This is a genomic window from Chryseobacterium sp. IT-36CA2, from assembly GCF_949767875.1.
GTDB lineage: Bacteria > Bacteroidota > Bacteroidia > Flavobacteriales > Weeksellaceae > Chryseobacterium.
This window is the reverse complement of sequence record NZ_CATKPG010000020.1, coordinates 295647-306704: the sequence shown is the minus strand read 5'-3', so window position 1 is coordinate 306704 and position 11058 is coordinate 295647. Positions and strand designations below refer to the sequence as shown.

8 protein-coding genes are annotated in these 11058 nt (G+C 37.7%); 1 reads left to right on the top strand and 7 read right to left on the bottom strand.

Annotated features, from left to right (window positions below; genetic code table 11):
- Positions 1-2: 2 nt before the first annotated feature.
- Genes ACM6F9_RS08810 through ACM6F9_RS08785 form a run of 6 tightly spaced genes read right to left on the bottom strand, consistent with a single transcriptional unit; the run spans position 3 to position 8683 of the window.
- Entirely contained in the window at positions 3-248 is a 246-nt protein-coding gene (locus ACM6F9_RS08810; RefSeq protein WP_047374822.1) for an acyl carrier protein, read from the bottom strand.
- A gap of 1 nt (position 249) precedes the next feature.
- The gene (locus ACM6F9_RS08805) at positions 250-1653 is read right to left on the bottom strand and encodes an MATE family efflux transporter (RefSeq protein ID WP_414845367.1); all 1404 of its coding nucleotides are present in this window, start codon (positions 1651-1653) and stop codon (positions 250-252) included.
- Positions 1650-3461 carry an IucA/IucC family protein gene (locus ACM6F9_RS08800; RefSeq protein ID WP_414845366.1) on the bottom strand — a complete coding sequence of 604 codons (1812 nt, stop codon included), beginning with the start codon at positions 3459-3461 and terminating at the stop codon, positions 1650-1652. The genes ACM6F9_RS08805 and ACM6F9_RS08800 overlap by 4 nt, the downstream gene beginning before the upstream one ends.
- Positions 3462-3467: 6 nt before the next feature.
- The gene (locus ACM6F9_RS08795) at positions 3468-4784 is read right to left on the bottom strand and encodes a lysine N(6)-hydroxylase/L-ornithine N(5)-oxygenase family protein (RefSeq protein WP_414845365.1); all 1317 of its coding nucleotides are present in this window, start codon (positions 4782-4784) and stop codon (positions 3468-3470) included.
- Positions 4777-7185, bottom strand: a complete 2409-nt coding sequence (locus ACM6F9_RS08790; RefSeq protein WP_414845364.1) for a GNAT family N-acetyltransferase — start codon at positions 7183-7185, stop codon at positions 4777-4779. The genes ACM6F9_RS08795 and ACM6F9_RS08790 overlap by 8 nt, the downstream gene beginning before the upstream one ends.
- Entirely contained in the window at positions 7157-8683 is a 1527-nt protein-coding gene (locus tag ACM6F9_RS08785) for a pyridoxal phosphate-dependent decarboxylase family protein (protein ID WP_414845363.1), read from the bottom strand. The genes ACM6F9_RS08790 and ACM6F9_RS08785 overlap by 29 nt, the downstream gene beginning before the upstream one ends.
- A 216-nt stretch (positions 8684-8899) precedes the next feature.
- Here ACM6F9_RS08785 and ACM6F9_RS08780 point away from each other — a divergent pair, with 216 nt between their 5' ends.
- Positions 8900-9997, top strand: a complete 1098-nt coding sequence (locus ACM6F9_RS08780; RefSeq protein WP_414845362.1) for a TauD/TfdA family dioxygenase — start codon at positions 8900-8902, stop codon at positions 9995-9997.
- Positions 9998-10209: 212 nt separating this feature from the next.
- On the opposite strand, the gene ACM6F9_RS08775 is transcribed toward ACM6F9_RS08780, so the two are convergent.
- On the bottom strand, positions 10210-11022 hold the full coding sequence (locus ACM6F9_RS08775) for an alpha/beta hydrolase (RefSeq protein WP_414845361.1): 813 nt from the start codon (positions 11020-11022) through the stop codon (positions 10210-10212).
- Positions 11023-11058: the final 36 nt, after the last annotated feature.

Here is an 11058-nt window from a genome sequence, read left to right as displayed (position 1 = left end):
GCTTAGTTTTCTACGAATACTTCGTATTTTTTCATTTTTTCGCGAATCTTTCCGACGGTTCCCATCTCCAGAATATCGTTAAAATCAAATTTGATCTGATAAAACTGTTCAAGCGCTTCTACGATAAGAAGGTGAGACATAGAATCCCATTCCGGGATTTCCTGATACGTTAGTTTTTCATCTACCAATTCTTTCTTTATTGCGATGGCAGAGGCGATAATTTCATAAAATTCTTCTGTAGTGTTCATTTTAAATTTTTATAGTTTTCCATTTTCCATTTTTAAAAATCATGAGGAATAGTACAGCCAAAACTATTTCCGAAGAAACGATTGCGGTAAATATTCCTCTCAGTTCCCACTGAAATCTTACTCCTAAGAGATAAGCCAGAGGAAGCTGAATCACATAAAACATCACGAGGTACAGCAGCGTAACCTGCAGAATGTTTCCGGCTGCATTCAGAGCACGGCTGATCACCATTGTGAATCCTAACAGCAGATAAGCCATAGATACCACATGGATGTATTGAACCGCATATCTTGCGACTTCCGGTTCTGTAGTGAAAAATTTCACCACATATTCAGCGGCAACCTGCCAGAATAAGGCTACAAGTACCAGATAAGTCATGTTGATGGTTCCGGCTCTCCAGACTGTTTTTTCAGCACGTTCCGGTTCTCCGGCACCAAGATTCTGACCTGTAAGAACTCCAGCAGCATTTCCTATTCCCCAGGCAGGCATCGTAGCTACGGAAGCAATACGCTGTGCAATGATATATCCTGCAAGTGCCGTAGTTCCGAAAGTAGAGATGATCTTCACCATAATCAGCCAGCTGGATGTTGGAATGATATACTGAACCAATCCTCCAAAAGCTATTTTCAGAATCTTTTGCAATAAGGGTACATCAAGCTGTAAAGGAACTCTGATGCTGATACTGGTTTTTCCGGACATTAACACAAAAGCCTGGTATAAAACCCCTAAAAGCCTTGATAAAACCGTAGCATACGCCAATCCCATCAATCCAAAAGCAGGAATAAATCCTAATCCGAAAACAAGGATCACTGCAAAGATGATATTGGAAATATGGCAGATCCAAAGTGATTTCATAGCAATATCGGCATCACCAGCTCCTCTGAAGAGCCCATTCACAGACAGACGGAGAATCACAAGCCCGATACTCAGGAATACCAATCGTGAGAAATAAACTCCTTCTGTTACCGTACTGGCATTGATTCCCAGAAAATCCACAATTTCTGATGCGAAAAAGCAGGAAACCCCACCAATAAACACTGCAAAAAACAGAGCCAGCAAGATGATGTATTGGGCGGTTCTACCCATTCCTTCTTTATCTTTTTCACCCGCTCTTCTGGCGGTAAGGGTTGCTGCTGCAATTCCCAAACCTACTGCAATGGCATAAGCGAAGTTGATGTAGTTATCTGTAATTCCCACAAGACCAAGAACTTTGTCGCCTAATTTTGCAATAATCAATAGATTGACGCTTACAAAAACAGATTCCATGACAAGTTCCATCACCATGGGAATGGCAAGACTAAAGATGGAACGGTTGATACTTCCGGAAGTCAGCTCAACTTTCTTTCCGGCTATGGCTCCATACGTAAAAACCGCTCCTTCTTTTAGTATATGCAGGAATTTCCTCATACTGCTGCTACTGAATTTTTATTGGCAATCTGATACAGTGGATTAGGCAGTGCTCCGTCTTTTCTCGGAATGGCAAATGCTTTGTTCTCGCTGTATCCGTTATTTTTCAAACGCAGACTGTTGATATAAAATCTTTTAAATGCCGGCACGTACAGGTCATACTTTTCGTATCTTTCCTGAAGGTGGGTGTTCTCAGCTTTATAATTTTCAACACAGTTGTGAACCAGTTCCCAGAATGTTTCTTCATTAAAGTTGGAATACGTATGCAAAGCATTTGACAGATATCTGAAGAAGGCATCAAAAACACCAAGCAAAATAAACAACGGGATATTTTCTTTGTTGGAAGACTGGATTAAACCATCTGCAAGGTGTGCAGGAAGCTTTTCTCTTGCCTCAGTGGTTAAAACAATATCATCAACAAAGTCTTTGATTACGATTCTCTTCGGAACTCCGTTTTTCAAAACCACCATAATGTTTTCTCCGTGTGGCGTTACACATAATGAATGCGTGTAATAGATATGCAACAAAGGCGTAAGATAGGCATCAAGATAGCTTTCAATCCACTCTTTGATGCTCACTCCTGCTTTTTCAGCAAATGCCTGAACCAATGGAACTCCACTTTCGTCTACATAGAGTAAAGAAGCCATAGTTACCATTTGTTCGTCCTCTTTAAGATAGTTTTCAGCACTTTCTCTCCATAATGCACCAAGGAATTCATTATACTGATAAGGTACACTGGCAATAGCTCCATATTGTGGATGCAGATACGTGATGGCAGCTTCTTCTCCTAAGAAAATAGTTTCTTTGTTCTCAAGGTAAGCATCATCTTTAATCAAACCTTTTACCCAATCTGTAATAGCAGGAGCAATTTTCATCTGCTTAGGTGATAATCCTCTGATATTTCCTGTACTCAGAATAGAAACAGCCGTTTTCAGGTATCTCTTTTTAGGATGATCTACATTGAATAAAGTACGGATACTTTGCTGCGGACTGTAGGTATCGCTACCCTCTCCTAATTGGATTAAAAGTCCGGAAGCAATATCTCCGGCAAAATGAATCTGAAGCTTATGCTCCCACTGCCATGGATGTACCGGGATAAAATGATAATCTTCAACAACTTTTCTTTTACTCAATAGCTGCTGCTGAAAATCATTATATAAATCCGCTCCTATTTCTGAACGGTAAAATTCATCTCTGTTGATATGTTCCAAAGACTGGAATGACGATCTGCTTTTATGAGAAGCCAGCCAGATTACTTTTAAATCTTCATCGGCTTCAGGAGCAAATGTTTTCAGATCACGTGGAGAAAAACCTAATCGGCTTTTGTTCACAATTACCCAAGGATGTCCGGTCATATTATGCTCTACAGTTTGATAATCTGCATTAGCAAGCTCTTTTGAAGACATTACTCCTCTTGATAAGATTAAGGCATCACAATACAAAGTATGCAGTAATTCTTCTGTATATCTTGCGATAGTATAAGGATCCAGATCGAATACAGACTGCATTTCCAGGAAGAAAGCCGCTACATCTACTGAAGACAGGTCTTCACCGTTTTCTGTTTTTGTAATGCTGTCTTTATCAATATGCCAGTAATCCATCATTCTTTCCTGTCCGCGGAAGCTGTAGATAATATTTTCAACTCCGGTTTCAAGGGTAAAAACAGTATATCCGTCTTTATTTTCAAAGGTTACCACAGGCTTTAGAAGCTCTTCATGCATCAATTCTGCTATGGTTTTGGCCATTAGGTTTCTGTTAGCCTGATTCCAGTTTTCCTGGCTTACTGTATTTTTTAAGTTGGTGTTCATTTTTGATTAAATTTTGGCAGTTGGTAAATCAGCATATTTTTCTACATCGAAATCCTGGAAAGCAATTTTCTTTTCAATTTTATAATGCTCTCTTCCCAGAATATCATTGATGATGTAGGAATTACGGTACGCAGCCATTCCAAGATCTGTAGAAATATAGCTGTGGGTATGAACTTCAGCATGAAGCACATAAATTTCTCCTCCGTTGTGGTCTATTGAATAATTTCTGTTGACATCAAACAATCCGCTGGAATCTCTTTTTATTCTATCCTGAATATTCTTTATGAATGCAGGCTCGTGATAGCGGTATCCTGTTCCAAGAATCAGATAATCTGCTTCCTGATCATAAGGTACTTCCTGTTCCAGTTGAGTAAATTCAAGATTGATGAAGTCAGGATTACTGTTGTCTACTCTATTCAGCTGGCTGTTAGGAATAATTTTAAGATTAGGATCAGCGTTGTCGATGTTCAGATCATAAATGAAATCATAGATATCATTGATCAGATCGTAATTGATTCCTTTAAACTGAGCTTGTTGCTTGCTTAAAATAGTTTTCCTTGCAGATTCGCTTCTGTTGTAGAAATATTCTACATAATCAGGTGAAGTAAGCTCTAGTGTCAACTTAGAATATTCCATAGGGAAAAATCTGTCCGGACGGGAATACCATCCCAATTGTGTATCTTCATTTCTGTTTTGAAGAAGATCATAAAAAACTTCTGCGGAACTCTGTCCAGAACCGATAATCGCTATTTTTTTTCCCTGAGATAAAAGTTCTTCTTTTCTGTATAAATAAGAACTTGTATGAATAACACGGGAATCATCCTTCGGAATGAAAGAAGGAATATGAGGCTGTGTTCCTGTTCCTAAAATCAATCTTTCAGTTTTGAAAACCGTAGTTTCTTTGGTTTTTGTATGAATAGTCATTACATGATATAACCCATCTTCATAAGTAATATCCACTACCTGAGTAGAAAAACGGCATTGTGGAAGCTGTTCAATTACCCATTGGCAGTAACGGTTATATTCTTTTCTCGGAATGAAAAAGTCTTCTCTGATAAAAAATTTATACAGTCTTCCGGTTTCTTTCAGATAGTTCAAAAGACTCAAAGGATTCGTAGGATCAGCCATAGAAACGCAGTCGCATAAAAATGGGGTCTGCAGGGTTACATGGTCAATCATCAGTCCCGGATGCCAGTCGAAACCATCTCTCTGGTCCAGGAAAAGGGTTTTTAGTTCTGAAATCGGATTAGATAATGCGGCAAGTCCCAGATTGAAAGGGCCTATACCTATGCCTATTACATTGTATACGGCTTCGTTAGTCATTTTTTGTGATGTTTGTGGTGATTTGTACCTCTTTATTCTGTGGGAATTTTTCCCAGTACCATTCTCTGTAACAGAAGTTCAGATTGGCTTTTTTATGAGGCATTTCAATTACTTTATCTACTTTGAAGCCTACATGGGCTTTGTTCATCATAGACGCAAGAGAGTCTACAGATCCTTCGCCTACCATTTTTCCTACCTGTGGCTGTGCAAAAACATAATCAACCATAGATTGAGTAGACGGAGATACAAATTTCTTTTTAGGATCAATAGGTGCAATAAACTGGTGTGTACCGTAATCTGTTGGCAGCACTTCGTAATAATCACCTACAATATCTCTGCAAGCCCAATACACTTCAATATTACAAGAAGGCTCATCGTTTCCTGCGACGATATAACTGTGTGCTTCATCACTTGGAAGCATTAATCTGTAATACGTTTCCAACTCGTCAATAGGCCAGTTCATCTGCCAGATTTTTACGGCATGTTCACGGTTGAACCATTCATGAAGCATTTCAAGGTCATTTTCAAGATCTATAGGACGCATACTCATCGTCACATCTTCTTTCTGGAAGTATCTTTTAAAGAAAACTTCTGTTCCCTGCGGATTGATTAGCTGATCCGAGAAGAAATGTTTGTGAAGAAGGTTCGGAACCTGAGCATAAGAAATTGAAGAAGCATTCACGCCTCCGTCTACATCAGCAACCGCCGACTGAAGGTTTGATTTTACCGCCCAATATCTTTGATTCAAAGCATAATCGGTTAACGATGAAGGTTCAGTTTCATGAAGATTTTCAAACTCTCTGTACAGAATATGAATCAGTCTTCTTTCCTTAACCAGACCTGTTTTGCCTATTGAAGCAATCAGTGCGCTCAGGTTACTTACCAGAAGATGGTGTGAAATAATGTCCAGAAGACGCTCATCTCTGATGAAAAGGTCTTCCACTTCAGGGTAATCTTTAATCAGAGATTCATATTTTCCTTTAAAACTTTCTTTGATCAGATATCCTTGCCCGTCTCTTACATAAATAGATTGAGGAAGCAATTGATTATCCAATTGTACAAGTAGATTCTGCTGATGAACTTCAGGAGCCATGCCTAATTGATCGTACAACCTGTTTAAAGGAGAAAGCAATAGGTTTACATACTTTTCAAACCAAATAATAGCTGCTTTTTCTGCATCTACACCCAATTGATTGCCTACATTTTTAAAGAAATGCGTTGTAAAATTGAAACCATCTGTAGATTCATCCTGACAAAGCCTGGCTAACAGAATCACTTTATCTTCATTCGAAAAAGGATTTTCACGGAGCAGTATATTCAGACTGTCCATATTCTTCCCCTCATAATGAACGCTTAACGTGGAAGGTTCCAATAATAATTTAAAATTTGGGAAATCTTGTTCAAATGAAGCTTTTTGATGCTGCCACCAGATTGCCGAAGCATACCCTCTGTTGAGATCTTTTAAGCTGTTTGTTCTCACAGAACCAGTCATTAAAACATGCAGAGAGAATTTTAACATCCAGCTGAAATCAGGATTGTATACCGTTCTTATAGAAGAAGTTGCATAAAAATCCTCACCCAAAGGTCCGATGTGAATAATTTTCCCGGAACCAAGCATTTCAGGATATTCTTCGGTTGATAAAAGATATTGTGCTTCCCATGGATGGCATGGAACTATATAAAAATCATTTGTGTTTTCAAAATCGTAGCTTTCCGGTAAAGAAGTCCATTTTTCGAAGATTTCTTTTGCAGAAATTCCTGGAAGAGATTTTTCCGTGATGCAGTCTTTATGAATCAGGAAATAATCCAGCTGAAATCCTTTTCCGAATTCAGGGCCGTATAAAAGCTGTTCTTCCTCAGAGAATCCCATTCTTGATTTAGTGAAAGGATGCAGATTGTGTCCGGCAGGAAGCATTTGTTCAGATTCAAGAAAAGAATACGTTAAAAGCTGATCATCCTGAAGACAGGCTTCTGTTGTCAATTCCAGGTTTCTTAAGCTGCTCTGAATTCTTTCCACAAAGTTTCTGAAACCTGTTTCATTTGTAGTCTCAGAAAGTTCTCTGTAAACCAGTTCAGTAAGCTTTTGATCATTAACTTCAAAAACTTCTTGATTTTGGTGATCCACCGCCCACAAAACAGGTGCGTATTCATGGAAAAGAGTTTCGGAACGATAGGAAACCGGAGCAAATAAAAACAGTCCGCTTTTCTTCATTTCAAATCTCATGTATAATGGATAATTGCTATTCTGAAGAGCTTTTGCTGTCAGAAGATCATATTTCGGAACACCCTGATAGAATTTTCCGTTTCCCAGTTCTCTCAACATTCCGTTCAACAGAATTCTGAAAGTAATTTCCCGGGCTTTTTCTCCTGTTCTATTTTTCTGAATTAAAGTCTTTTCCATGATTTTTGATTGTGGTGAGAATTTGATGAATGTCTTCTGTAGTCGTAATCGGGTTCAGGAATGTAAACTTCAGATAGAAGTTTCCATCCACTTTTGTACTTGCTACAAGGATTTCTCCGCTGTAGAACAGTTTCATCTTGATGTATTGATTCAGGGCATTCAGATCACTGATTTCCGGATTTACATATCTGAAAACAAGAACACTTAAATCAGAATCTGAAAGAAGTTCAAAATCTGTATCTTCCGTAATCATTGCGGCTGCATCTTTGGTAAGATCAATCACTGTATCTGTATATTCTGCCAATTGTTCTTTCCCCATCATTCTTATGGTAAACCAAAGTTTTAAAGCATCAAATCTTCGGGTACTTTGCGTAATGGATTTATTGATCTGTGCCGGAATTTCTTCTTCGTCCATTTCTTTCGGATTTAGATAATCGGCATGATGCTTAAGGATCAACAGTTCTTTTTTGTTTTTAACAATAAAAGCACTGCTGCTGATAGGTTGGAAGAATGATTTGTGGTAATCAATCGTTACAGAGTCTGCTCTTTCAATACCATTGATCAGATCACGGTATTTCTCGCTTAATAATAAAGCACAACCGTAAGCTGCATCTACGTGCATCCAGATGTTATATTGTTCTGCAATATTGGCGATATCATCCAATGGATCAATATTTCCAAAGTCTGTGGTTCCTGCTGTTGCTACAATACCAATAGGAATATTTCCTAACTGTTCTTCTCTTTTAATATATTTTTTCAAAAGAGAAATATCCATACGGAAACGGTCATCAGTAGGTACTTTAACAATACTTTTCTCACCCAGTCCCATAATGGACGCATTTTTCAGATTGCTGAAGTGAGATTTATCTGAAACAAATATTCTGAAACGGCTTGCCTCCACTGGAAGACCATCCATCTTAATATTGTGATTGTATCTTTTCTGGGAAAAACAGTCACGCATCATGACCAATCCCATTAAATTGCTCTGTGAGCCCCCTGCTGTGAAAACTCCATCGCTTTCATTTGTATTATATCCAATCTGACCAGCAGTCCAGTCGATCAGTTTTCTTTCCATAAAGGTTCCTCCGGCACTCTGATCATAAGTATCCTGTGAAGAATTGATAGCACTTACAAGGATTTCTCCTGCCAAGGCCGGGATTACTACAGGACAGTTAAGGTGAGCTACATATTGTGGAAGGTGAAAAGCTGTGGCATGTTTCACATAAATATCATCTACTTCTGCCAAAAGCTCATTATAATTGGAAAGTTTTTGATTAAGATCAATCTGTTGTACCATTCCTTTCATTGTTTTGGCTTCTATACCACTGAAAGGCTTGTTGTTTCTGTGAAGAAATTCCTGAACCAGGTCTAAAGTACTATTGACAGCATTACGATAATGATCATAATTGTCAGGATGAAAAATATTCCCAAAATTCCCCGAAATGTGAGGTGAAGTTGTGCTTGCGAGCTCTTCTAGGGATATTAAATTGTTGTTCATAAAAGTTTTGTAATGTGATTTTTTAAATCTGTGAGTTGTTGTGGTTTTTTCGATATACTATTATATATATCTGATAGTCAGGTTTTTAAATTTTACATTTTTTATTATAATTTATTTGGTGATTGAGTAATTATTACTAAATTTGAACCAGCTATTGTTATTTAGAATAATTAAAAACAAAGATAAAAATTATTACTTAACACCAAATTTTTTTTAATGAATTCTACAGAAATTTTAGATAAAGACTGTTTAACAGCGGTAAAACTGCTTCCTACGGTCATAGAAGTCACCTCTCAGGAAAGAAGAATGATAAAAGATGCGGCATTGCATCTTCAGAAAAAGTATGACAATTATGAAAACCGTGATTTTATAAAGCATGTACATCAGCTGGCGTCTTATTTCTTACCGGAGAGAATTTTAAATATAGCGGCTGATTTTGCGAGTGACTTTTCAAAAAATCAGTATGGTGCCCTGATCTTTACAGGATTAATGGATATTGATCAGGAGGATATAGGATCTACCCCTCCCAATTGGCAGGCGGCAGATTATTCAAAATTTAATTTATATGGTTTTGCGTGTGCACTTATTCATGGGGCACTTCCATCAAAACCTGTACAATATTATTCACAGCGTAAAGGTGGTGGACTGATCCATGCCATCATTCCTGATGAAAAAATGAAGGAAACACAGACAGGATCAGGGTCTTCAACAGATTTATATGTACACACGGAAGATGCTTTTCTGAAACATCAGGCTGACTACTTAAGCTTTATGTATGTAAGAAATGAGGAACAGGTTCCTTCTACGCTTTACTCTATCCGTTCTCATGAGTCTATCGGGGACAATTACAGACCTCTTTTTGAGCGTATTTATAAAATTCCGAAAGATGCCAATCTGGAAACGGATGATAATGAAGAGGAGACATTAGATTCTGTACTGTATGGTAATTATAGTCTTCCGTTTATGAGATTTGATGCTGCGGAACAGCTATTTAATTCCAGCATAAGACAATCTGATGAAGCACAAAATACGCTGCATGAGTTCTGGGAAGAAGCCAGACATTTGATTTATTCAGGATTTACACCTCAGGCTGGAGATGTTATTCTGGTTAATAATCATCTATGTGCTCATGGAAGATCGGCTTTCCGTGCAGGAGTACGAAATATTGACGGTATAGAACAGTCGTGCGAGAGAAGAATCATGCTTCGTATGATGAGTAAAGTGAGCCTTATTGATATGAGAGCACACACGCTTACGGAAGATCCGTTCTTTGTTATTGAGGAACATCTGGGTAAAAACTTTCAACATTTTTAATAGAATGCTTAGTTAGCATTTTTGAACATTCAATCAATCGAAATCCTTTTTGGGCATAGCTCAAAAAGGATTTTTTTATTTGACTTTAAGTTTTGGCTAAAGCCATCGGAATTTATATTTATTTATTAAAACGGGCTAAAGCCCGTTCCTATTGAATACTTAAAATATTCACTATATTTTGTGCTGTGAACCTATCATCACTTCAAAAAATTTTACTGTTTAAAAAACCTGTCAAACAAAGACAACTGTTCAGATAACGATCTGCTCCAATATTCCGGGACATGTCCCCCCAAAGATTCTGTGTAGAGATGCTGAATCTTCATTTCTGTCAGTTTTTTATGAAAGTTTCTATTCATACTTATCATTTGAGTATCTTCTGTACCGCAATCGAAAATATATTGTTGGCCTGCTCCTACCATCAGTTTTACTTTGCTGTCAGTGAGGAAATTGGGATTGATCGATTCCAGCGGCCCAAGTACTTTATTCACCATATATTTTTGATACCCTTCTCCGAAAGAGTTGAAATCCAATGCTCCACAAGAACTCCCTACGATACCAAATGTCTTATTATAAGTCACTCCAATATTGGTTGCTCCGTAACCTCCCATACTCCATCCCAAAATTCCGCGGAATCTTTTCTCTGCTTTTACCGGATAATTTTTATCAATGAATTCTACCAGTTCTTTTCCAATAAAGGTTTGATATTGTGAATCTTTAATGATTGGGCTATCCACATACCATGAGCTGTAATTGCCATCCGGAAGTACATAGATTGTTTTAAGTTCCTGTGCTTTTTTTACCAGATCCGGAATATCCTGCTTAATAATTCTGTCCGGATTACCACTGAAACCATGAAGGATATAGACCGACGGATAGGTTGTATTAGGCTGAAGATTTGGGGTGATGATAACTGTTTTGATCTTTTTATTCATTTTCGGACTGAAAATTTCCTGATGAATAATTTTTTGTGCTGATAACTGAATGAATGCTGTCAGTACAAATACAATGTTGATAAGCTTCTTCATTTTGAAAATATTTAATAAATGATAATCACAGGTTAT